At 32.0% G+C, this 21,160-nt stretch carries 21 protein-coding genes and 1 riboswitch; of the genes, 12 read left to right on the forward strand and 9 right to left on the reverse strand.

Translation table 11 applies throughout. The features are described 5' to 3' along the window. Nucleotides 1–4 precede the first annotated feature (4 nt). From parC to msrA, 6 genes are all read left to right on the forward strand, one after another. A complete protein-coding gene (gene parC / locus RZ74_RS03020; RefSeq protein ID WP_083437151.1) occupies nt 5–2,470 on the forward strand; it encodes a DNA topoisomerase IV subunit A in 2,466 nt (821 codons plus the stop codon). 124 nt (nt 2,471–2,594) lie between these two features. Further along, on the forward strand, nt 2,595–3,563 hold the full coding sequence (locus tag RZ74_RS03025; RefSeq protein ID WP_053949981.1) for a LysR family transcriptional regulator: 969 nt from the start codon (nt 2,595–2,597) through the stop codon (nt 3,561–3,563). A 21-nt stretch (nt 3,564–3,584) separates the two neighbouring features. Further along, complete coding sequence (locus RZ74_RS03030) at nt 3,585–4,511, forward strand: manganese-dependent inorganic pyrophosphatase (RefSeq protein WP_053949982.1); 927 nt, start codon at nt 3,585–3,587, stop codon at nt 4,509–4,511. A 117-nt stretch (nt 4,512–4,628) separates the two neighbouring features. Beyond that, on the forward strand, nt 4,629–5,345 hold the full coding sequence (locus tag RZ74_RS03035) for a nicotinamide mononucleotide transporter (protein WP_053949983.1): 717 nt from the start codon (nt 4,629–4,631) through the stop codon (nt 5,343–5,345). A gap of 112 nt (nt 5,346–5,457) precedes the next feature. Next, complete coding sequence (gene msrB / locus RZ74_RS03040; protein WP_053949984.1) at nt 5,458–5,895, forward strand: peptide-methionine (R)-S-oxide reductase MsrB; 438 nt, start codon at nt 5,458–5,460, stop codon at nt 5,893–5,895. A 15-nt stretch (nt 5,896–5,910) separates the two neighbouring features. Next, nucleotides 5,911–6,432, forward strand: coding sequence for a peptide-methionine (S)-S-oxide reductase MsrA (msrA, locus tag RZ74_RS03045; RefSeq protein WP_053949985.1), 522 nt, complete (start codon nt 5,911–5,913; stop codon nt 6,430–6,432). A gap of 30 nt (nt 6,433–6,462) precedes the next feature. Here the strand turns inward: msrA and RZ74_RS03050 are convergent, their stop codons facing one another. Continuing rightward, nucleotides 6,463–8,172 carry an NFACT RNA binding domain-containing protein gene (locus tag RZ74_RS03050; RefSeq protein ID WP_053949986.1) on the reverse strand — a complete coding sequence of 570 codons (1,710 nt, stop codon included), beginning with the start codon at nt 8,170–8,172 and terminating at the stop codon, nt 6,463–6,465. Nucleotides 8,173–8,331: 159 nt separating this feature from the next. Between RZ74_RS03050 and RZ74_RS03055 the strand changes: the two genes are divergently transcribed. The 5 genes from RZ74_RS03055 (at nt 8,332) to RZ74_RS03075 (ending at nt 11,986) form a co-directional block, all read left to right on the forward strand. Next, nucleotides 8,332–9,198 carry a DegV family protein gene (locus RZ74_RS03055; RefSeq protein ID WP_053949987.1) on the forward strand — a complete coding sequence of 289 codons (867 nt, stop codon included), beginning with the start codon at nt 8,332–8,334 and terminating at the stop codon, nt 9,196–9,198. Between the two features lie 156 nt (nt 9,199–9,354). Continuing rightward, nucleotides 9,355–9,449: riboswitch (THF riboswitch) on the forward strand. Nucleotides 9,450–9,514: 65 nt separating this feature from the next. Then, nucleotides 9,515–10,060 carry a folate family ECF transporter S component gene (locus RZ74_RS03060; RefSeq protein WP_053949988.1) on the forward strand — a complete coding sequence of 182 codons (546 nt, stop codon included), beginning with the start codon at nt 9,515–9,517 and terminating at the stop codon, nt 10,058–10,060. Between the two features lie 28 nt (nt 10,061–10,088). Next, nucleotides 10,089–10,559, forward strand: coding sequence for a glutathione peroxidase (locus tag RZ74_RS03065; RefSeq protein WP_148562088.1), 471 nt, complete (start codon nt 10,089–10,091; stop codon nt 10,557–10,559). 238 nt (nt 10,560–10,797) lie between these two features. Further along, nucleotides 10,798–11,325, forward strand: coding sequence for a GNAT family N-acetyltransferase (locus RZ74_RS03070; RefSeq protein ID WP_053949990.1), 528 nt, complete (start codon nt 10,798–10,800; stop codon nt 11,323–11,325). Between the two features lie 175 nt (nt 11,326–11,500). Further along, complete coding sequence (locus RZ74_RS03075; protein WP_053949991.1) at nt 11,501–11,986, forward strand: hypothetical protein; 486 nt, start codon at nt 11,501–11,503, stop codon at nt 11,984–11,986. Between the two features lie 44 nt (nt 11,987–12,030). Here RZ74_RS03075 and RZ74_RS03080 read toward each other — a convergent pair whose 3' ends face one another. The 7 genes from RZ74_RS03080 to RZ74_RS07050 are packed head-to-tail and all read right to left on the reverse strand — an operon-like array spanning nt 12,031 to nt 19,612. Then, entirely contained in the window at nt 12,031–14,526 is a 2,496-nt protein-coding gene (locus RZ74_RS03080) for a carbamoyl phosphate synthase preATP-grasp domain-containing protein (protein WP_053949992.1), read from the reverse strand. Nucleotides 14,527–14,529: 3 nt separating this feature from the next. Beyond that, nucleotides 14,530–15,603, reverse strand: a complete 1,074-nt coding sequence (locus RZ74_RS03085; RefSeq protein ID WP_053949993.1) for a carbamoyl phosphate synthase small subunit — start codon at nt 15,601–15,603, stop codon at nt 14,530–14,532. A 32-nt stretch (nt 15,604–15,635) separates the two neighbouring features. Beyond that, nucleotides 15,636–16,163: a bifunctional pyr operon transcriptional regulator/uracil phosphoribosyltransferase PyrR gene (gene pyrR / locus RZ74_RS03090; protein WP_053949994.1), complete on the reverse strand. Its 528-nt coding sequence runs from the start codon at nt 16,161–16,163 to the stop codon at nt 15,636–15,638. A gap of 11 nt (nt 16,164–16,174) precedes the next feature. Beyond that, the gene (locus tag RZ74_RS03095; RefSeq protein WP_053949995.1) at nt 16,175–17,092 is read right to left on the reverse strand and encodes an RluA family pseudouridine synthase; all 918 of its coding nucleotides are present in this window, start codon (nt 17,090–17,092) and stop codon (nt 16,175–16,177) included. Beyond that, nucleotides 17,088–17,540, reverse strand: a complete 453-nt coding sequence (lspA, locus tag RZ74_RS03100; RefSeq protein WP_053949996.1) for a signal peptidase II — start codon at nt 17,538–17,540, stop codon at nt 17,088–17,090. Before lspA ends, RZ74_RS03095 begins: the two co-directional genes overlap by 5 nt. A 10-nt stretch (nt 17,541–17,550) precedes the next feature. After that, entirely contained in the window at nt 17,551–19,206 is a 1,656-nt protein-coding gene (locus RZ74_RS03105; protein ID WP_053949997.1) for a formate--tetrahydrofolate ligase, read from the reverse strand. A gap of 22 nt (nt 19,207–19,228) precedes the next feature. Then, nucleotides 19,229–19,612, reverse strand: a complete 384-nt coding sequence (locus tag RZ74_RS07050; protein ID WP_053949998.1) for an EbsA family protein — start codon at nt 19,610–19,612, stop codon at nt 19,229–19,231. 33 nt (nt 19,613–19,645) lie between these two features. Between RZ74_RS07050 and RZ74_RS03115 the strand changes: the two genes are divergently transcribed. Continuing rightward, a complete protein-coding gene (locus RZ74_RS03115; protein ID WP_053949999.1) occupies nt 19,646–20,035 on the forward strand; it encodes a ribonuclease HI family protein in 390 nt (129 codons plus the stop codon). Here RZ74_RS03115 and RZ74_RS03120 read toward each other — a convergent pair. Then, nucleotides 20,024–21,148 carry an NAD(P)/FAD-dependent oxidoreductase gene (locus RZ74_RS03120; RefSeq protein ID WP_053950000.1) on the reverse strand — a complete coding sequence of 375 codons (1,125 nt, stop codon included), beginning with the start codon at nt 21,146–21,148 and terminating at the stop codon, nt 20,024–20,026. The two genes, RZ74_RS03115 and RZ74_RS03120, sit on opposite strands and share 12 nt — an antisense overlap. Between the last annotated feature and the right edge of the window lie 12 nt (nt 21,149–21,160).

Consider the following 21,160-nt stretch of genomic DNA (forward strand, 5'->3'; position numbering starts at 1 on the left):
CAAAGTGGCTAATCATTCAGTGATTGAAAAATTAACGCTTGAACAAATCATGAGTGAAAGATTTAGTAGATACTCTAAATCAATCATTCAAGAAAGAGCGTTACCAGATGTTCGTGACGGACTAAAGCCTGTTCAACGAAGAATTCTATATGCGATGAACAAAGATGGAAACACCTTTGATAAAGGTTTCAGAAAGTCAGCTAAGTCAGTTGGTAATGTTATGGGTAATTTCCATCCCCATGGTGATAGTTCCATCTACGAAGCATTGGTAAGAATGAGTCAAGAGTGGAAAATCAGAGAACCATTAATCGAAATGCACGGTAACAATGGTTCAATGGATGGAGATCCTGCTGCGGCGATGCGTTATACCGAAGCTAGATTGAGTAAAATTGCATCAGAAATGCTAAGAGATATTGATAAAGATACAGTTGATTGGGTGCCAAACTTTGATGACACTGAAAATGAACCAACTGTACTTCCATCACGTTTCCCTAACTTATTGGTAAACGGTGCAACTGGTATTTCTTCAGGATATGCAACTGAAATTCCACCTCACAACCTAACAGAAGTATTAGATGCTTTAATGCACTTGCAAAAACATCCAGATGCTTCATTAGAAGAATTAATGGAATTCATTAAGGGTCCTGACTTCCCAACCGGAGGAATCGTACAAGGCCTAGATGGTATTAAAAAAGCATATGAAACTGGTCGTGGAAAGATTATTATTCGTTCTAAGACTAGTGTTGAAGAACTACGTGGTAATAAAACTTTAATTAGGGTAAGTGAATTACCATATGAAGTGAATAAGCTTCAATTGGTAAAACAAATTGATGAAATCAGAATCAATAAGAAAATTGATGGTATTGCTGAAGTTAGAGATGAAAGTGATCGTAATGGTTTATCTATTGCTATCGAATTAAAACGAGATGTAGATGCTACCGGAATCTTAAATTACCTATTTAAGAATACCGACTTACAAATTAACTATCACTTTAACGTTGTTGCAATCAACAAAATGCGTCCAGAAAGATTATCTTTAAAGGAAATCTTGGACTCATATCTTGATTATCAAAGATTAGTGGTTTCTAAACGTACTCAATACGATTTAGATAAAGCAATGGCTAGACAACATATTGTTGATGGCTTAATTAAAGCTTTATCTATCCTAGATGATGTAATTAAGACAATTAGAGCTAGTGATAATCGTAAAGATGCATGTAATAACTTGATTACTAAATTCGATTTCTCTGAAAAACAAGCAGATGCAATCGTTAAGTTACAACTATACCGTTTAACTAATACAGATGTGGTTGAACTAGAAACTGAAAAGGCCAAATTAACTGCTGATATTTTAGAATTCAATAAGATCTTAAACGATGATAGTGAATTGAATCGTGTTCTTACTAATGAATTTAAGGCAATTAAAAAAGCATATGGTAATAATCGTTTGACTAAGATTGAAGCTGAAGTGGAAGAACTAAAGATCAGTAAGACAATTACTGTTCCAGAAGAAGATGTTGTTGTGATGGTTAGTCATGATGGCTATCTAAAACGTAGTAGTGTTCGTTCATACAAAGCTTCAGATGTTGATGATGATGGTCTAAAAGAAGATGACTATCCAATCTTTTTAGAAGAATTAACCACATTACAACATTTATTCATGTTTACTAATAAAGGTAACTTAATTTACCGTCCAGTTTATGAAATCACTGATGCGAAGTGGAAGGAAACTGGTGAACATATTTCTCAAACAATTGGTTTAAGTGATGATGAAGCAATTATTAAGGTCATGTCATTTAAGACGCTTAAAGAAACTGGTAAGTTTGTTATTTCGACTAGTGACGGTTATATCAAACAAACCGAATTTGATAAATTAGCACCAGGACGTAATTATCGTTCTAGACCTGCTGTTTATGAAAAGCTAAAAGATGATAGTGCTTATGTATTAAATGTGGAATATGTAGAAAAACAAGATGATAATCCATTAGTGTTTATTGCTTCAAATGTGGGATTAGCAACATGCTTTGAATTAGATGAAGTATCTTATTCAGGTGCTCGTTCAACTGGTGTTAGATCAATGGATATTAGGGATGATGAATTTGTCGCTAATGTTGCATTGGTTAGAGAAGATGATGTCGTGGGGATGATTACCCAACGTGGATTCTACAAGAATATGAAGGTTAGTGAAGTTCCATTGGCTAGTCGTGCACGTAGAGGAGTTCAAGTTCTAAAACCACTTAAGAAGAATCCACATGAATTAGTAGATTTAGTTAAACTTGAAGAATCTAACGACAGTTACAATCCAATCCAAGTTGTTACTGATAGACGTCGTACTCATGACATTATGCCTTCTGAACACCCAATTAATGACAGACAATCAAATGGATCTGCATTATTAGATGTTGATGCTGAAGGACAACCATTAAAAATGATGGTTTTGCATCCTGAAGTAGTGGCAAACATTAAGTAATATTATCTATAGAATAATTGTTATAAAAAGCATAAAATTTATTGTTATTTTATGATGATTAGGTTATTATATCTTAATGAAGAATTTATTATATGATAATTTTATGGATAAACAGGGGTAAAAAATGAAAAAAACTAAGCAAGAAAATATTTTCTCTTCAAAAACACTTTCATACTTTTTGCAATTAGCAGAAACTATGAATTACACTCAAGCAGCACAAATTTTGGGGATTACTCAACCAGCTCTTACTCAACAAATTAAAAAGCTTGAAAAGACTGTTGGGGCACCATTATTTTATTCAATTGGTAAGAAATTGAAGTTATCATCAGCTGGTAACATCATGCTAAAGTCTACAAAAGACATTTATGAAATCTTAAACCAAACTGCTGACGAAATTGAACAATCAAACAGTGCTTCAACTGGTGATATTAACATTGGGGTTTTATCATCTATTCAAGTTAAAGTATTTGAAAAGTTCATCGCTGAATTGTACAAAAAGAATCCTGAATTAAAGATTAACTTAAGAATGTTAACTCGTAAGGAAATTTGGGAAAGTTTAGAAAACAACCGTATTGATTTAGCAATTATGTACTTACCAGATTCATCAATTAAGAACTGGAAGCCATATGAAGCACAAAAGATTATGAGTGATGATTTAATGTACATTCACCATAATGAAAAATTTGCTGGAAAAGATAAGATTAAGTTTAAGGATACATTGGATAGACCATGGGTTACTTATCCAGAAGATTACTTCTTAGATTCAATTCTAAAAACAGAATACAAGGATCAATTGTTAGATAATCCTAAGAGTGGTGCTTGTTTCTCAACTCCAGAACAAATTTTACGTTTTGCAGTTAGCACTGGATTAAATACTGCACTTCCAAGTTCATTTATGATTGACAAAGATGTTAAAAAATTGGAAGATAATAATACATGGGTTGCCCGTTTGAATCCAAACATTAATTTTGATTTAGCATTCGTCTACAGATCAAACAAGAAGATGATTCCTCGTGTAGGTTCATTCCTAGAAGAATTCAATGCTTTCTTAGATGAAAGAGACTATCTATCAAGATTAAAGGACAACTACTAAAAAGATAAAGGAAGTTTTATCATGGCTAAAGAATTAGTTTTCGGACACCAAAGTCCAGATACTGATGCAATTTGTGCAGCTATCGAATATGCATATTTACAAAACAAATTAGGTTACGACGTTGAAGCAGTAGCTTTAGGTACTCCTAATGAAGAAACTAAGTTTGTTTTAGACTACTTCAAACAAGATGCGCCACGTGTAATTAGTGAAGCTTCATCAGAAGTTGAATCTGTTATGCTAGTGGATCACAATGAACCTCAACAAAGTGTTTCAGATATCGATAAATTAACTGTAACTCATGTTGTTGATCATCATAGAATTGCAGACTTTAATACTGAAAAACCAGTATTTTATCGTGCAGAACCTGTTGGTTGTGTAAGTACTGTAATTTTCGAAATATTCAATGAAAAAAATGTTGAAATTCCTGAAAAGTTAGCAGGTTTAATGTTATCAGCAATCATTTCTGATACATTATTACTAAAATCACCAACAACTACAGATGTTGATAAGAAAGCAGTTGAAGCCTTAGCTAAAATTGCTAATGTTGATTACGAAGAATACGGTATCAAGATGCTAAAAGCTGGTACTAACGTTGATGCTAGATCTGATAAAGATCTAATTGACGGTGATGCTAAGTCATTCACTATGGGTGGCAAAGCCGTTCGTATTGACCAAATTAACACTGTTGATGTTAACGACGTCTTAAAACGTAAAGCTGATTTACTAAAAGCTATGGAAGAAGAAGCAAAGGCTGAAGGATATGATTTATTCTTAGTTATTGCTACTAATGTTTTAGACAGCAACTCAGAAGCCATTGTATATGGTGAACCTAAAGATGCTGTTGAAAAAGCATTTAACCAAACTATTTCAGATGATACAATCGCCTTACCAGGTGTTGTATCAAGAAAGAAACAAGTTGTTCCTCAATTAACTGATGTTTTAGATTAAATATTAGGACGGTAAAAAGCACATCCTAGAGGTGTGCTTTTTATTTATATAAAATATCTGACAGCGTTGCATCCGGAATACGGCTGTCTCAAATAAAAACAATAGGAGATTTTCAAAATGGTAAAAGTATTTAGAAATTTAGCAACTTCAAGAGTAATGGATTTATTAGGAATTGTAATTATATTTATTTGTGCATTTCTATCAGGATATCTATTTGAATCACTTAATGATGTGACTCATTGGGGACATTGGGCAATCTTTGTTCCGTTTGGTTTAATTAGTGCATTTGATGCTTGTATGTCTATTATGTCTACTAGATTGGTTGGTAGATTTAGTAATTGGGGGAATTGGATAGGGGTACCTGAGATTATCTTGGGTTGTATTATTGATTACTTACTAGGTAATCATGGTGCAATTTTAACTTATCCAATTAGTTTTATTATTCAGATCTGGGCAATTAAGACATGGACTAATTCTGATAAATTTAAGAAATCAAACTTAATGAATACTGCTAAGGGAAAAATACTTTTTGTTATTTTATCTCTATTATCATTGTTATTTAGTTTTGGTATCAATTACATTGGATACGGTCAACTAAATTCATCTGATTCTGTCCTATATGTATTAACTAGTTTTGTATTTGGAATCTCATTAATCGCAAATATTATGAATGCCATGAAGATTTCAACACAATGGAAATTCTGGCTATTATACGACTTTATTCAATTAGCTAAGGCATTTAGTCAATTTAATTTTGCAAACGTAGGAAAGTACATTTATTACATCATAATGGCACTTGCCGGTAATGCATATTGGGGTAAGGATGCTGAATAATATATTGTGCTAATGAGTTGCAATATTTTCAATATTCGTTATCATTATAGATATGTCGTGTACGATATATCAGCATTTGATATGTCATAATTAAGCAAAGGAGCTGTTAATTATGAAAAAATACAGTGAAGAAGAATTAAGAAGTCGTTTAACAGACGAACAATATGAAGTTACTCAAAACGCTGGTACTGAAAGACCATTTACAAATGAATTCGATGATTTCTTTGAAGATGGATTATATGTAGATATTGTTTCAGGTGAACCATTGTTTACATCAAAAGATAAATACAATTCTGGTTGTGGATGGCCAGCATTCACTAAACCAATCGAACAAAGCAGTATTAAGAGCAATCTAGATACTTCTCACGGAATGATTAGAAATGAAGTTAGAAGTAGTGAAGCAAACTCACATTTAGGACATGTTTTCCCAGATGGACCACAAGATAAGGGTGGATTGAGATACTGCATTAACTCAGCTTCATTAAGATTTATTCCAGTTGATAAATTAGAAGAAGAAGGCTACGGTAAATACGCAGCTGAATTTAAATAAAAGGGGGATTTTATAATGAGTAAAGAAACAGCAATTTTTGCGGGTGGTTGTTTCTGGTGTATGGTTGAACCATTTGATCAACAACCAGGAATCGAAAGTGTAATCTCAGGTTATACCGGAGGACACGTAGAAAACCCAACATACGAACAAGTATGTAGCCATACTACTGGTCATACTGAAGCGGTTGAAATCACATTTGATCCAGAAATTATTTCATACAAAGAACTTGTTGAAATTTACTGGAGACAAACTGATCCAACTGATGCTGCTGGTCAATTCCAAGACCGTGGTGACAGTTATCGTCCAGTAATCTTCGTAAATAGCGAAGAACAAAGAGAAGTGGCAGAAGCTTCTAAAAAAGCTTTAGCTGAAAGTGGCATGTTTGATGATCCAATTGTTACTTCAATTGAAGATGCAAAGCCTTTCTATCCAGCTGAAGATTATCACCAAGATTTCTATAAAAAGAACCCATTACGAGCACAAATTGAAGAATTAGGTGGTCGTCAACAATTTAAAGATACAAAATGGGCTAGATAATAAAAAAGATTGCCAATAGGCAATCTTTTTTTATTTGTTCTTTCTTAAGTTATCAACGAATTCTTTGCTAGGAGTGACATAAACGGTTTGTTGACCTTCATATATAACGAAACCAGGTTTTGCCCCGTTAGGTTTTCTAATTTTTTTAACTTGAACATAGTCAACTGGAACGGTTGCTGAATCACGTGCTTTAGAGAAATATGCTGCAAGCATAGCCGCGTCTTCAATCGTTTTATCATCCGGATCAAAGTCTTTAATAATAACATGTGATCCATGAATCTTTTGAGTATGCAACCAAGTGTCACGTTTATCAGCATCTTTCATTGTTAATTTATCGTTTTGCAAATTGTTTTTACCAACAAGAATATGAACACCTTCATCAGTAATAAATTCTTCAGGCTTACTAATTTTCGTATTGGTACCTTTTTTGTTTGAATGATTATTATGATGTTTTAAATAACCTTCATTTTCAAACTCAACTTTTATGTCGTCTAAGTCAGATGGATTAGCAAGTTCAATTTGGGATAAGATGTTATCAAAATAATTGATTTCATTAATCGTCTTTTCAAGTTGATCAGTAACATAAGATACAGCATTCTTTTCTTTTTGATATCTTTTGAAATACTTTTGTGCATTTTCTGATGGAGAAATTTGGTTAGAAATACTAATTTCAATCGGATTACCATTATCATAAAAGTTAGGAAGGGTAATTTTAGTCATCCCTTTTTTAATTTCATGTAGATAGGTCGTTAAAATTTCTCCTTTAACTCTATAATCATCAGCGTATTTCGTGTTTTCTAAAGTCTTTTCCAACTTTTTCTTTTTAGTTTTGTTTTTCTTAAGTTCAGATTTAGCCACTTTGATTAAAACACTACCTTGTTGCTTAACGCGATCTAATCTAGCTTTTGTTTCATAAAAATGATCAAGAAGTTCACTTAAAGAGTTAAAGTTTGTATCTTCTTCTTCAAAAGGATAAACTGTAAAAATTGCTGATCCATTATGTTCAATAAGTGTAGGATTTGGATTATCAAAAAATGAAAAGAATTCACTGAATCCATCTCTATGATTTGTACTAACATGCATCATTTTTGCTAAAAATAGTGATGTATCCTTTCCTAATCCTTGGAATGTTTTACGAAATTCAGTAGCCAAAACTTCTTGGTTAGGATAGTTAGAAAGCAATGTTTCCACTATGTTAAAGTCAAAGTCATCACTAAATGGATTAATCATATTTTGGTTTGGAGGAGTGATGTAGGTATCTCCTGGTAAAATGGTTCTATATCTATTCTTATCAGCACCAATGCGTTTAATAGCGTCAATAATACGCATATCATCTTGAGTATCTACTAAAATAATATTACTATGACGAGCCATAATTTCTACAACTAACATCATTTCTTTGAGATCACCAATTTCATTGCGTGTTGTAAAATGAAAAACCATTACTCGATCATTATCAATTTGAGTAACTTTTTTTAAAATTGATCCGCTTAGATGTTTTCTCAATGTCATTGTAAAATTAGTTGGAACCTTGGGATTAACATATGAAGTTCTTGAAACTTGTACACGTGCATAGTTAGGGTTCGCAGAAATTAAAATAGGATAATTTTCGTGGTTAGATCTAATTGTGATAACGACTTCATTATCATAAGGTTGATTAATTTTTGAAATTCGACCACCAGCAACTAGGTTATTTAATTCAGCGACCATAGCATGTGTGAATGAACCATCAAATGACATTTTATCATCTCTCTTTCGTTAAAAATCTTATAATATAGTATAACTTAAATAAGCTATACTTAGCAAAAATAACAGAGTTCTCATGATATAAAACTGGTTTAATGTTATAATTTTTATATAAATTAAAAGATCGTATTAAGATTAAAAGGATGATAAATAATGAAAATTGCAATCGTAACAGATAGTACTTCTTACTTATCAAAAGAAGAGCAAGGAAAATATGGCATTCATATTATTCCAATGCCTGTCATGATTGATGGTAAGAGTTATGAAGAAGGGGTAAATATCTCAACCGAGGAATTCTATGAAAAATTGAAGAATTCGCAATCATTCCCAAGTACTTCTCAACCTGCTATGGGAGAATTAATCAATATGTACAATAGTCTAGCTGAAGAGGGATACGATGCAGTTATCAGTATTCATTTAGCAAGTACTATTTCTGGGTTCTTTAATTCACTATCCGCGTTAGCACCGACTATTGAAAATATTAAAGTAATTCCTTACAATTCAAAAATTACAGTAAAATTAATGGGGAACTTGGTAATTGAAGCTGCTAAACAGGTTGAAGCAGGTAAATCAATTGAAGAAGTTATTGAACACTTAGATATGGTTAGAGATACCATTGATGAAATTTTTGTTGTAGATGATTTGCAAAACTTAGTTAGAGGTGGAAGACTGTCAAATGCTTCTGCGTTTTTAGGTAGTTTGTTAAAGATTAAACCGCTTCTAACATTTGATAAGCAATCAAACGAAATTGTAGCTTTTGAAAAAGTTCGTTCTCGTAAAAAAGCATTAAAGAGAACTGAAGAACTATTTAAAGAAGCAATTGATAAAGTCGATTATCCAGTAAAAGCCATCGTTATTAATGGAAATGATCCTGAAGCTGGACACGAATGGAAAGAAAGTATTCAGTCTATTTATCCTGATATGAAGATTGAAGAAAGTTATTTTGGTCCAGTTATTGGAACTCATTTAGGAAATAAATCATTAGCATTAGCCTGGATGATTGATACAGAAACCAAATAAGTTAATATTTTACATCAAATAAACGGACTTAATTAGAATTTTAGGGTTATTATTCATCAAAACACAAACATTAATTGAACAAAAGTATAAAACGTTAGTTGTTTTATGCTTTTATAAATGATAATATAGATGTTGCAAGTTATTTTGCAAAAAAATTTAGGAGTAGGGTTATATGCGTAAAGTGCTAGTGGAACGGAATGTGAACGCTAGACGAAAACTACGGTTGCGATGTATATCCCGCATTCGCCACAACGTTTTTATAATATCGTTTTTATAATGATTTAGTGGCAGCTCCACTAGGAGATGTCTTGTTTTTATGAATGCTTCAACTTTATTTAGAGTTCCACGTATTAACGTTAGGGACGCATCAACAATTGCTATTTTAATGGCATTGTCATATGTATTAGGAAAATTTGGAATACACACTCCAATCGTTGTATTTACTTTCTCATTCCTAGTTACAGCTGTAATGGCATCCATGTATGGACCAATCATTTCAGCAGTAGTAGCAGGGGTCTGTGATGTAATGTTTACACTATTGAGTGGACAAATGTACTTACCAGGTTTTACTCTATCAGCAATGACTGCAGCATTTATCTTTGGACTATTTTTATACAAAAATGAAAAATTCAGTCCATGGAAAGCAATTGTAGCTCAATTAATTATTACCTTATTGGTAAACACATTTATGAATACTTTATTCTTAACTTTATCACCATTAACATCAGGATACAGTTTTAAAGTATTTATCATGACTAGACTAGTAAAACAAGTTATTACAACACCAATTCAAATGGTATTACTTGTTGTTGTTCTAGGTAACCCAATCATGCAAAAACTAATTAAGTCTCGTTGGAAATAATAAATTCGATTGAGAGTGAAGTTATATGATTAAAAATTTTTACGATTTTAAGTTAACTGAAATGAATGGATCAAACATTGATTTTAATGATTTAAAAGGTAAGGTAGTACTTGTTGTTAATACAGCAAGTAAGTGTGGTCTTGCAGGACAATTAAAAGATCTACAATACTTATACGATAAATATAAAGATGATAATTTTGTTATCATTGGCGTTCCATCAAATCAATTCCATATGGAGTTAAAAGATGATCAAAAGACCAGTGAATATTGCCAATTACACTACGGTGTAACTTTCCCAATGAGCAAACAAGCGAAAGTTAACGGTAAAGATGAATTACCATTATTTACTTACTTGAAAAATGCTTCAGGTAAAGGCCGTATAAAGTTTAACTATACTAAATTTTTAATTAATAAGAATGGCGAATTTATTAAAAGATATTCACCATTAAAAAATCCTCGTAAGTTCGAACAAGATATTGTTAGTGAACTTAATCAATAATTAAAAGCATTCATTAATTTGGATGCTTTTTTATTTTTACTATTAATTAATTGCAAATATATAAAGGGGGAATATGTGAAATATGTCTCTGTTTAATTTTATTTATCTACTTTACATAATATATATTATGCGAAGTAGATATAAAATAAGAAAAAATAGCACTTTTAGTTCATTGTCTTAATTATTGATTTCTTACATAATATGTTAAACTTATATAAAATATTGAAAGGATTTATTTATGATTTCTTTTTCTGAAATTAGCAATATCGATGAATCAAACTATTGGATGAACTTATATGATGCTTCATTTCCAGAATACGAAAAAACGCCATTTAATGATTTAGTTCAAATGTCTAATTCTGATCATCGTATAAAGATGTATTTAATTAAATATAATGATAACAAAGCTGGTATTATCTATTTAGTAGATATGAATACTAAAGCGTTTATTTTCTACTTTGCTATCGATTCAAGTATTCGTGGTCAAGGACTTGGGAAACTGGTTATTAATGCTTTAAATAAAGAATTTAAGGATGGATTTATATTAGAATGTGAATCCACTATTGGTAATTTCCCTAATTCTGAGCAACGTGATGCTAGATATCGATTCTACATGAAGAACGGTTTAATCGATACTAACTTATTTTCAAGGGATTCGGGACAAAAGTTCCACCTACTCACTTCAAATGAAAAATGTACTAAAGATAATTACCTTTATGCCAATAAATTGCTGGGAATATCGGTTGATGTATTAAAGCGTAAATAGATACAAATATAGGGCGCTCTGTGCTGCAAGTTTTTATATTCATGTGTATAGTTATACATTAACTTGCAGTGTAAAGCGCCCTTTTTATTTTTTATGAAAATTACAAGTCAAAATAATCAGAATTTTAAGTTTCATATGATAGAATTCAAACATATTATGGAATTGGAGAGTTATTATGAAGATATTTAAACAAAGCAGAAAAGTTTATCTGTTTGCTTTTATAGTGATTGTTTTAATTGGTTTAGGAATTAGAAATACAATTGATAATGGAAAATTTTATCAATTTACCAATAATAATGCTAACTTACTAGTTAAGGCTGATCAGAAAAGTAAAGTAATTTGGAAACTAGAAAGTGGAGATTCAAACGTTACATATTTATTCTTTAACAAACATAATCAAGTATTAATTGCTGAAGATAAATCAGATTTAAATGGAATCTACAAGAATCCTAATAATTACAGTGATGATGTTGGAACATATCAAAATAACAGCGGAGAAATCACGTTTAACATCAAATATGATGAAGAACAAGTTAATATTAAGATATATAACTTAAAGAAGGTTAACAGTAATAAATTTAAAGGTGTTATTGAAACTGATTCTGAAAGTACATCATTTAAGCAAAATGCGACAATTACTAAAGATGGATATATCAAATAATTAAATAAAAATACCCTTTTCAATTAATATGAAAAGGGTATTTTTTAATCGTTAATTTTAAATTTAATTTTAGCTCCGACTTCTTGGGAACTATTAGCATGATCAACTTTGACGTTTAATTGTTTAAATGGGAAGGTTGCTTGCATCTGAGTAGTTATATTTGAAATATCAGGCATAGAAGCCATAAGGGCGTCTATATCTAACTTCTTAGTATAGAATCTGACAAGGGCGCGTACCCAATTAATTCCTGTCGCCCTGCTTAGGAAAATTGTTTCAGTAAGTCTTAGTGGTCTAATTCCAACATATTCTGATTCACCATTCTTATTTTGATTAAACAAGATTTGGACTAAACCAATCCAATTAGAACTCGCGATATGCTCTTTAGATAACTGAATATCTTGTTCTAAAGTACTTTCGTCTAAAACATATGGTGTTTCATAGGCAGTTACATAATCTAAATCACTCTTATTATTGCTAATAAGCTTTTCAGTAGATATGAAGTAACTGTCTTCTTTAGTAACAAAGAAGTTCAATGCATAAGTAACATCTTTCGGTAAAACAACCCCTGTTTCTTGATCAGGTGGAAGCACTTGAACATTTAAATTGGTGTATTGTTTCAATTGTTTTAATAAGAAATGACGATTTCCAGGAATAAATACCCTAACCGGTTTTTCCAGTTCAATTATATTAAGAATTGCTCCTAATTGAATTGGTTCAATGTATTGTTTATCACTGATTTGAGGGCTCAATGATAAAGCATTGGGATTATTATTCATTACAATTGTCTTGTAACCAATTTTATGAAGTTGAATTAGCATCTCAGCTGTATAATAATCAGCCGCAGTATTTGGTCCGAGTTTATTTCCCCCACGTCCAATTACCAAAGCTGTCTTTTCAGATTCTCGATGGGATTCGTTTTCAACTTCATAACTACTGTAAAACGATCTAATATTTTGATCAAATTCACCAGCTGAAGGTTCAATTGTTTTATAAGTTGGATATTCATTTTCAGCATGATATAAAGCTCTAACTGATTCAATTGGTTCTTGCCAAGTTTCAGCCATCATACCATCACCAAAGCCAAAGTCATGTGCTACTTCGATAGTACTGAGTTTCATTGGTTCTTTAATGATTAACTCTTCAACATCCAACAATGCCTTTAATTTATAGAAATAGAATTGGTTAATCTTTGTTAATTCTTCTAATTCATCAATTTGATAACCACGTCTAAGTGCTTCGATTAACACTAGTAAACGATCAGATTTAGGATGAATTAATTGACTAATCAATTCATCATTACTAATTTCTTTCATACTTGGTAATACATCTCTAGGTGAAAACTGTGAACTTCTAAGCGCTTTTAGTAACGCTTCTTCAACAGTTCTTCCCACACCAATGGTAGAACCCACAGATTTCATTTTTGTACCTAAATGCTGATCTGCTTCTCGAATATTATCAAAAGGCCATACTGGCATTTTAACAACAACATGGTCTAATGTTGGCTCCATAATTGGGGTTAAATGATGATAGTTATTGTGCAATTTAATTTCGTTTAATGAATTGCCTAACAATAAGTTCGTACATACATAAACCAATGGATATCCTGTAGAACGTGCAGCTAATGCAGTACTACTATTAATGATTGGATTGATTTTAGTTACGTAATAGTTCGAACCATCGTTTGTATCTAGAGCAAATTGAATATGACATGCTCCGATTATGTTTAAGTAATCCATAATTTTGAATGTTGCTGTTCTGATATTTTGGTATTCAATATCATTTAATGTCTGAACCGGGGTGATAATCATTGAATCACCAGAATGGACTCCAACAGCATCAATATTTTCCAAACCAGCAATTAAAATTTTAGTGTTAGTTTGATCTCTAACCCCTACTGTTTCAACTTGTTTGTATCCAACAATGCTCTTTTCAATTACGCATACGCTGTCATCCTTAAATTCATCTTCAAGTAAATCGGATAAGTCTTCAGCATTGTTACAAATGATTCTTTCAGTGCTTTCTCTTTGGTTAACTTTTTTGATGTTAACGGGGAAACCAATATCTCTAACCACCGCAAAAGCTTCAGATTCACTTCTAATTATTTTGGAAGGAACGGCTGGTTCAGAAACACTATTAATTGCGGCTTTCATTTTATCAGGACTATTTAGAACCTTTAATGATTCCTTGGAAATACCCAATACTTTCACATTTAAATCTTCTAAAATACCTTGATTAATTAATTCCTGAGCAACATGAACAGCCCTTAGTCCTCCTGTAATCGGAATAAGAGCGTCTGGTTGTTCTTTATTTAAAACATCAATTACGTTTTTGACATTAATTTCTTTGATAAAAATATTAGCGGGTTGAACTTCAGAAAGAGTTAATGAAAATGGATTATTATCCATCACTAGTACTGAAATACCTAACTTTTTTAAGGCTACCATCATTTGAAATGCTGATGCATCTAGCTCAGTTTCACTACCAATTTTAGAAGGTCCCCCACCTAGAATTAATACCTTTTTTATTTCATTATCGATCATATGTTATCTCCTTTGTGAGCTAACGTTTTCTAGAAATTCTTCAAATGTATCCGCACTATCCTGTGGTCCAGGACCTCCATCTGGAGAAAATTGTACTGAAAAAGCTGGATAATCACGATGTCTAATCCCTTGTACAGTTCCATTAACTAAATCAACGTATGTGATTAATAATTGGTCATGAATAATGGACTTAGGATCAACAGCGTATCCCTCACTTTGTGAAGCATAAATAATTTGATTAGTAATAATTTGTCGAATGGGATGATTGCTACCGTGGTGTTCACCATCTAGTTTATAGACATTAGCACCATTGGCCAATGCAAATAATTCATGACCTAATCCCATTGAGAACATTGGAATTTCCTTTTGAACATCCTTAATCATGTCTAAAACAGAACTAGGTAAGTCTAAAGGTGATCCTGGTCCAGTAGATAAAACTACTCCATCAGGATCTAGGTCAAAAATGGCCTTGCTAGAAGTATCCCAAGGCATGACGATAACATTACAGTCAAGGTCTGCTAACTTTCTTAAAATACCGTATTTTAGCCCAAAATCAATTAGTACAATATTGTTACCATCACCAGTGTTTGGAAATGGTGATGTTGTAGAAACTTGCTTAACTTGTTGATTGGTTAAAACAGTTGCATGTAATTGATCAAAAGCATGTTCGTCATCAATATCAACAATACTTGCCTTCATTGTTGGCTTTTTATTTAGTCTACGGGTTAATTCACGGGTATCAATTCCAGCAATTCCTGGGATGTTATGTTGTTTTAAGAAAAGATCTAAATTAAGGTTCCCTAATCGATTAGTAGAAACATTAGAATATTCCTTTACCACAACACCCTTAGTATTAGTTACAATTGCTTCAAAACTTTTGTGATTAATCCCAGTATTACCAATTGATGGTTGGGTGAAAACGATGATTTGATTATGGTAAATTTGATTTGTTATAACTTCTTGATAGCCTAACATATTAGAATTTACAATAATTTCACCAGTGGTGGTAGCTTCTGCACCAAAGCCTTTTCCCTTATATGATGTTCCATCTTCTAATATTAAATATCTAGTGGTCATAACAATGTCTCCTTAAATGAATTATTTAAGAGTTACTTTTCATCAATTTCTACTGAATCTTGATCATCAATTTCATCTACTTGAACTTGAATGATTTCTTGTTTAGAAGTTGGAATGTTTTTACCAACAAAATCAGCTCTAATTGGTAATTCACGATGACCACGGTCAACCAAAACAGCTAAACGAATGTTATTAGGTCTTCCCAATTCAGCAATCGCTGATAAAGCTGCATTGATAGTTCTACCAGTAAATAATACGTCATCTACTAAGATGATGTTTTTATCTTTCAATGAAACTTCATTATCAGATAGGACTTCTGGTTCATTATTAGTGTGTTGGATGTCATCACGATACTTAGTAACATCAATTCCAACTACAGGAACTTCTTTGTTTTCTAATTTTTGTAAACGATTAGCGATACGTTTAGCAAGATAAATTCCACGAGTTTTAATACCAACTAAAACTAGGTTATTTACCCCTTTATTCTTTTCGATAATTTCATAAGTAATTCTGGTTAATGCTCTTTGCATTGCCATTTTATCTACAACTACTTTACTCAATACAGTTCCTCCTATTTAATCTTATATTTATTTCTTAATTTATTGATTGTTTGTTCAAAAATTTCAGGTAATGGTGTTTCAAAAACAAGTTGTTCATTGGTTACTGGATGAACGAAACCTAACTTTTTAGCATGTAAAAATTGGCCGTTTCCTTTGATGGTGTTTTTAGGTCCGTATAACGGATCGCCTACTAGCGGATGACCAATGTATTTCATATGCACTCTAATTTGATGGGTTCTACCAGTTTCTAAAATGCAAGATACTAATGTATATTCTCCACCAAATCTTTCTAAGACTTTAAAATGGGTTACTGCGTTCTTACCGTCATCAACAATCCCTTGTTTCTTTCGATCTTTTTTTGATCTACCAATCGGTGCATTAATTACTCCACTATTTTCTTTTATATTTCCATGGACTAATGCAATGTATTCACGAATGTTAGACTTATCTTTCAATTGTTGTGAGAGACTTTCATGAGCATAATTATTCTTAGCAATCATCAATAAACCAGAGGTATCCTTATCAATTCGATGAACGATTCCAGGTCTATATGTACCATTAATTGTTGATAATGGGCTATGAAATAATAGCGCATTTACTAAAGTATGATTGGGATGACCAGCTGAGGGATGAACTACCATTCCCTGAGGCTTATTCACTACTAAAACATCATCATCTTCGTAAACAATATCTAAAGGAATATCTTCTGGTTCAACATTCATTGTTTCCGGTTCAGGTATCTCAACTGTTATTTGATCATCAATTTTTACATCATATTTAGGTTTTTTCTTCTCACCGTTAACAAGGACAAGTCCATCTTCAATTAATGATTTTGCTCTTGCTCGGCTTAAATCCTCAACGTTATCAGTAAGAGACTTATCTAGTCTAACGCTAGACTCTGTTACTGTATAAGTTACTGTATTACTAATCTAAATCACCATCTCTTAATATTGCAATGAATAGAATAACAATTCCAAAAGTGATACAAATGTCTGCAAAATTAAAAATTGGGAAATTAATAAAATCAACTTGGAACATGTCAACTACATATCCATCAAATAATCGATTAATAAAATTACCAATAATTCCTGACAATAAAATTGTTAAACTAATTACATATAATTTTCTATCTTTTAATTTTATCATAAAGTAGATAACCGCAACGACAGCAACAAATGTAATGATTGAAAATAACCATTGTTGTCCCTGCAAAATACTCCAAGCAGCACCACTGTTGTGAATGTTTGCAATAGATAATACTCCAGGGATGAATGTTCTAGCTGTATTTTCTAAAATATTCGCAGAAATCCAAATTTTAATAATTTGATCAATTCCTACCAAAGCGATAACACTTAATATAATATACAAAATCGGCATGCTTTAACTCCTAAAACAATCCAGTAATCTTTCCATCATTATCAATGTCCATGTTTAAGGCAGCTGGATGAGATGGAAGACCCGGCATTGTAAGTATTTTTCCGGTTAATGCAACAATGAAACCAGCACCTAATTTAGGTTGAAGTTCACTAACGTTGATAGTGAAATCTTCAGGTGCACCTAATTGTTTTGCATCATCAGAAAATGAATATTGTGTTTTGGCTACACAGATTGGTAATTTATCCCAACCATATTTTTCCATTGTTTTTAATTGACGTTTTGCTTTCGCACTTAAAACAACATTCTTACCATGATAAATCTTAGTAACAATAGATTCTAACTTCACCATAAATTCATCATCATCTTCGTATAATGGTTTGAATTCATCGTTATTTTCACAAAGTGCAACTAATTCATTTGCTAAATCAGTAGCACCTGCCCCGCCGTTTTCCCAAACGGTTGTATTAAATGGCTTTACACCTTGTTTGGTAATGTAGTCATTCAATGCATTAATTTCTTTTTCTGTATCGCTTGAAAATTCGTTAATTGCAACAACTACAGGTTTGTTATATTGCTTCATGTTAGCAATATGTCTACCTAAGTTCTTAGCACCTGATAGTAAAGCATCAACGTTTTCTTCGTCGAGATCGTTTTTGTTAACTCCACCGTTTAACTTTAATGCTCTCACAGTTGCAACGATTACAATTGCATCTGGACGATGTCCCAATTTCTTTGAAGTGATATCTAAGAATTTTTCTCCACCTAAATCAGCACCAAATCCAGCTTCAGTAATTGCATAATCAGCATGTTGCATTGCAGCTTTAGTTGCAAGAATACTGTTACAACCATGTGCAATATTAGCAAAAGGACCACCATGAATAAATGCTGGTGTATGTTCTAGTGTTTGAACTAAGTTAGGTTTAATAGCATCTTTTAATAATAATGCTAACGCACCCGTAACACCTAAATCATTTACTGTTACAGGTTCTCTATCATAGTTGTATCCAATTAAAATTTTACCTAATTTGTTTTTTAAATCTGCTAAATTTTCACTTAGACATAAAACAGCCATAATTTCGCTAGCAACTGTAATGTCAAAACCGTCTTCTCTAGGAACACCCGATGTTCTACCACCTAATCCAATAACAACCTTTCTAAGTTCACGGTCATTAATATCTACGACACGTTTCCATGTAATAGTTCTAGGATCAATATTTAGTTTGTTACCATGATGAATATGATTATCAATTAATGCTGATAAAGTATCATGTGCTTCAGTAATCGCTGGAAAATCACCTGTAAAGAACAAGTTAATATCTTCCATTGGTGCTACTTGTGAATATCCACCACCTGTAGCTCCACCCTTAATTCCCATGACAGGTCCTAATGATGGTTCTCTTAGTGCAATTGCACATGATTGATTAATACGATGGAATGCGTCTCCTAATCCAATTGTTAAAGTTGTCTTACCTTCTCCTGCAGCAGTTGGATTAATGGAAGTAACTAAAATTAGTTTTCCATTTTTTTCACCCTTAAAAGGTAAATTTAATTTTGCTTTATATTTACCGTATGGTTCGTATTCGTTGATTCCAATGTTTAATTGTGAAGCAATATCATTAATGTTAACTAAATCGGCTGATTGTGAAATTTCAATATCTGTTTTCATGGTAAGAACATCTCCTAGTTAATTATTTATTAATTAAATTACTTAATTCAATTACAGAATTAGATGGTAATAATAAGTCAAATTTCCTATTATTAACTACTATAGTAGCACGATGCTTAGTGAAATTAACAGAGTCAATATCAGAAATTTTGACATCTAGCCATTTTGGATTTAATAGTCTGCTAATAATGATTCTGTCATCTACTACTGTTATTTTTCTAAATATAATTTGAAATAATGTAAATAAACAAAAAACTAAAAAGAAAAAGATGGTAATCCACTGTATAACAGTTACTTCTAGCCAGAAAATTATCGCGATAAATAACAATGCGAACGTCCAGGTCCAGTCGATTACCGTATGTAGTGGTTCCGGTTGGTATAAAAATGTTCGTTTTTGGGTTATCATTAAATAAAACCTTCCTTTGGAGAATTTATGATTATGTTTAAATTATACACTGATGCAGCCACTATGAACAATTCCGGAAACAGTTCTTGCGGAATATTAATTGTTCATGAAAACCAACAATATCAATATAAGCTTAAATTAGAGTCAAAAAATAATCATGAAGCTGAATTTGAAGCTTGCTTGTTGGGATTTAAACAACTAGAAAAACTAATTAAATCCGATGATATTGTTGTTTATTATACGGATAGTAAAATCGTTCATGAAAGTTTAGAAAAACAATATGCTAAACATTTTCAAGATTACGTTGATAAAATTTTAAATGAACAAAGTAAATATAGTTTAGTTATTAATAATTGGATTGAGGATACAAAAAATGAAGGTGCCCACAATCTTGCGACGCAGGCCCTTCATTTATTTTATTAGTTTAATATAATTTTCTATTGGCTTTCTATATTTATCGATATCTGTTGATAGGTTGTCTGTTGCCATTTCAGCTAAAATCTTTCCTACTAACGGTCCTGTAGTTAAACCTGATGATCCTAGTCCACTACCGACTAGGATTTTTTCGTATCCAGGAATTTCACCAAAAAATGGAGCAAAGTCACTAGTATAAGCTCTAGTCCCAATTTTAACGCGAATTAGATTTTCAGCAGAAAGGGATGGTAATAATGATGTTGCACTGTTCAATAGGTCATCTATTACGTCAGAGTCTGGGTTTAGATCGAAATCCTTATCGTTTTCATGACTAGCACCAACAATCAAACGTCCATTACCTAATGGAATAAAGTCAGATTCTCCTTCAGGCATTAAAACTGGCATGTCTTCATCAGACATATTTATATGATTGATTGATAATTCGATTAATTGTCCCTTTTGAGGTCTTACGTCTACTTCTAGAGGTAATTCTGCTAAAACATTTTTTGTCCATGCCCCAGTAGCTAAAATGATTTTATCAAACTGAATTTCTTCACCATCACAGACTACATTAGTTTTTTCATTAATAGTAATTTCTTTATTTACTACAGAAACACCATTATTTTTAGCGATTTTTAACAAATGGTCAGTATACTTATCACCTTTGATTCTTGCCCCACCGGTTACTAATAACCCTGGAATATTAGAATCTATAATTGGAATATGTCTTTTAACCTCATCGGGTGTTAACTTATATATTTCACCAATTGTATCAGTATCATTACTTCGTTCAATTGCTAAATCGTATAGATTTGAGATATCTTCTAATTTATTTCTAGTAATGATAGTTCCACATTGATTGTAAATACCTTTAGACATATTTGTTTTTTCAGCGATAGAGCTTAAAAGTGTTGCACCATCTTTGGATAATTCATACCAAGATTTGTTTCTTCTCTTTGATAACCAAGGAGAAATTATTCCAGCAGCAGCTTTAGTAGCTTGACCAACTCCATAATCAAACACTGTAATGTCTAAATCATCTTTTTTATTAAATTCACTGAGATAATACGCAGCAGTTGATCCAACTATTCCGCCACCAATTATTGCAATGCTTTGAGTCAATATATAACATCC

The organism is Apilactobacillus apinorum, assembly GCF_001281175.1.
In the GTDB taxonomy this organism is placed as follows: Bacteria; Bacillota; Bacilli; order Lactobacillales; family Lactobacillaceae; genus Apilactobacillus; species Apilactobacillus apinorum.

What these genes read in the sequence shown, in the direction of transcription:
- RZ74_RS03025 (WP_053949981.1), top strand. Translation starts at nt 2,595, where the DNA reads ATGAAAAAAACTAAGCAAGAAAATATTTTCTCTTCAAAAACACTTTCA.
- msrB (WP_053949984.1), top strand. Translation starts at nt 5,458, where the DNA reads ATGAAAAAATACAGTGAAGAAGAATTAAGAAGTCGTTTAACAGACGAA.
- RZ74_RS03050 (WP_053949986.1), bottom strand. Translation starts at nt 8,172, where the DNA reads ATGTCATTTGATGGTTCATTCACACATGCTATGGTCGCTGAATTAAAT.
- RZ74_RS03080 (WP_053949992.1), bottom strand. Translation starts at nt 14,526, where the DNA reads ATGATCGATAATGAAATAAAAAAGGTATTAATTCTAGGTGGGGGACCT.
- RZ74_RS03060 (WP_053949988.1), top strand. Translation starts at nt 9,515, where the DNA reads ATGAATGCTTCAACTTTATTTAGAGTTCCACGTATTAACGTTAGGGAC.
- RZ74_RS03070 (WP_053949990.1), top strand. Translation starts at nt 10,798, where the DNA reads ATGATTTCTTTTTCTGAAATTAGCAATATCGATGAATCAAACTATTGG.
- msrA (WP_053949985.1), top strand. Translation starts at nt 5,911, where the DNA reads ATGAGTAAAGAAACAGCAATTTTTGCGGGTGGTTGTTTCTGGTGTATG.
- lspA (WP_053949996.1), bottom strand. Translation starts at nt 17,540, where the DNA reads ATGCCGATTTTGTATATTATATTAAGTGTTATCGCTTTGGTAGGAATT.
- RZ74_RS03055 (WP_053949987.1), top strand. Translation starts at nt 8,332, where the DNA reads ATGAAAATTGCAATCGTAACAGATAGTACTTCTTACTTATCAAAAGAA.
- RZ74_RS07050 (WP_053949998.1), bottom strand. Translation starts at nt 19,612, where the DNA reads ATGATAACCCAAAAACGAACATTTTTATACCAACCGGAACCACTACAT.
- RZ74_RS03115 (WP_053949999.1), top strand. Translation starts at nt 19,646, where the DNA reads ATGTTTAAATTATACACTGATGCAGCCACTATGAACAATTCCGGAAAC.
- RZ74_RS03085 (WP_053949993.1), bottom strand. Translation starts at nt 15,603, where the DNA reads ATGACCACTAGATATTTAATATTAGAAGATGGAACATCATATAAGGGA.
- RZ74_RS03030 (WP_053949982.1), top strand. Translation starts at nt 3,585, where the DNA reads ATGGCTAAAGAATTAGTTTTCGGACACCAAAGTCCAGATACTGATGCA.
- RZ74_RS03075 (WP_053949991.1), top strand. Translation starts at nt 11,501, where the DNA reads ATGAAGATATTTAAACAAAGCAGAAAAGTTTATCTGTTTGCTTTTATA.
- RZ74_RS03105 (WP_053949997.1), bottom strand. Translation starts at nt 19,206, where the DNA reads ATGAAAACAGATATTGAAATTTCACAATCAGCCGATTTAGTTAACATT.
- RZ74_RS03035 (WP_053949983.1), top strand. Translation starts at nt 4,629, where the DNA reads ATGGTAAAAGTATTTAGAAATTTAGCAACTTCAAGAGTAATGGATTTA.